The sequence below is a fragment of the Neorhizobium sp. S3-V5DH genome (assembly GCF_004343065.1).
Lineage (GTDB): Bacteria > Pseudomonadota > Alphaproteobacteria > Rhizobiales > Rhizobiaceae > Neorhizobium > Neorhizobium huautlense.
The window spans coordinates 1-1,438 of record NZ_SMCL01000052.1 but is presented as its reverse complement, the minus strand read 5'-3'; the positions used below and the strand labels follow the sequence as shown (position 1 = coordinate 1,438).

Here is a 1,438-nt window from a genome sequence, read left to right as displayed (position 1 = left end):
CTTCTCTATTCGGCGTGTTGAGGTCAAGCGCTTACGAGCGTCTCCGCCTCGTCGGAACATGACATCTTCCGCAGGTCCTCGCTTCTCTTCGGGATCGGCGTTTTGCCCTCCCAGCATGGAGTTAGGAGAATGAGGCGGTTCAATCTCCGGTGCGTGATTACCGCGTGATGCGGTCGGCACAGACATAGGTCCGAACTTGCCTCATCCATCGTCCTGCGAAGGACGTCCTTCCGCCGGTTGGCGGAACTTTGTGTCTTTCTCCTTCCGCCTGTTGTCAGCTTGCTGGTGTCATGGCTTCTCGCGTCCAACAGAATTCAGTGCCATCCAGCCACATGCGATGCATGACGACCGCTAGGCGACGAGCGAGTGCGACTTTTGCTTTCGCCATGCCGCTGCGCTTGGCGATCTTCATCGCCCAAGCCTTCAGCGACGACCATTTCCTGACGCGCGTCAGCAGGATTTGGGCAGCCTCATAGAGCAAAGTTCGCATCATGCCGTCCCCGCACAGCGATATGCGGCCGACGCGCCTGCTTTCCCCGGACTCGTCGAGCTTCGGCGTCAGCCCCAGGATCGCCCCTACGGCCTTGGATTTTCTGAAGCGCTGCGGAATGTCGATTGTCGCGGTATAGGCGAGGGCCACCACAGGGCCGACACCAGGGATCGTCATCAGGCGCCGGCAGGGGGCATCATCCTTCGCGACCGCCAAAACTTGCCTGTGCAGGCGCGCAAATTCGGTACGCAGCTTCCCTCGGGCAGCAAGCAGTGGCTCAATAATCGCCGCGAGATCGGGCATGCCTTCGGTGAGCTCGCGAATGCGCTCTTCGAACTTCACCGTTCCCACGGCAGCAACCTTCAGCCCAAAATTGCGCAGAAGGCTGCGGATGTCGTTCTCGATGGCAATCGCCTTTTCCTGCAGCAACTTCCGGGCCGTCAAAAGCGCCCGCCTCTTCTGGCTCGTCAGCGTCTTCACATGCACTGGGCGATACAGATTGACGCGTATCATCTGCGCGATGCCGCGCGCATCGTTGCGATCCGTCTTGTTGGGCTGCGCCTTCAGGAAGGCCTTCACATGGCGCGTCTCGATGCAGATGACCGGCAATCCCGCCTTGGCCAACCCCTCGAATAACCACTGCGACAAAGGTCCGGCTTCAAGTCCGACCCGCTCGACGTTCAAGGTCTGGCCCTTCAGCACTGCAATGAGATCGTCAGGGTGGCTGACCACCTTCACCTCACGACAGATCTTGCCGGATTCATTGATAATGCAAACGGCGGTCTCTTTCACCGAGACATCGAGGCCAATAAAGTGCTTCATGCTGCGCTTCCTTTCCTGATGCTTGTGGCTGTTTGGACAGACCACGTTTTATCATCAGCTCGAAGCGCAGCACCTCCTGCATCACCGTGGAAGATGAGGCGAAAGCCGAATACCCCATCTCCGGTA

Annotated in this window: 2 protein-coding genes; both read right to left on the bottom strand. The window is 58.8% G+C overall.

Annotation, left to right across the window (positions count from 1 at the left end; all coding sequences use genetic code 11):
- Positions 1-274 precede the first annotated feature (274 nt).
- A complete protein-coding gene (locus EDE09_RS27930) occupies positions 275-1,312 on the bottom strand; it encodes an IS110 family transposase (protein ID WP_132413625.1) in 1,038 nt (345 codons plus the stop codon).
- The coding region (locus tag EDE09_RS28505) for a hypothetical protein (RefSeq protein WP_207914895.1) at positions 1,251-1,438 on the bottom strand (188 nt) is incomplete at its 5' end. The genes EDE09_RS28505 and EDE09_RS27930, both read right to left, overlap by 62 nt.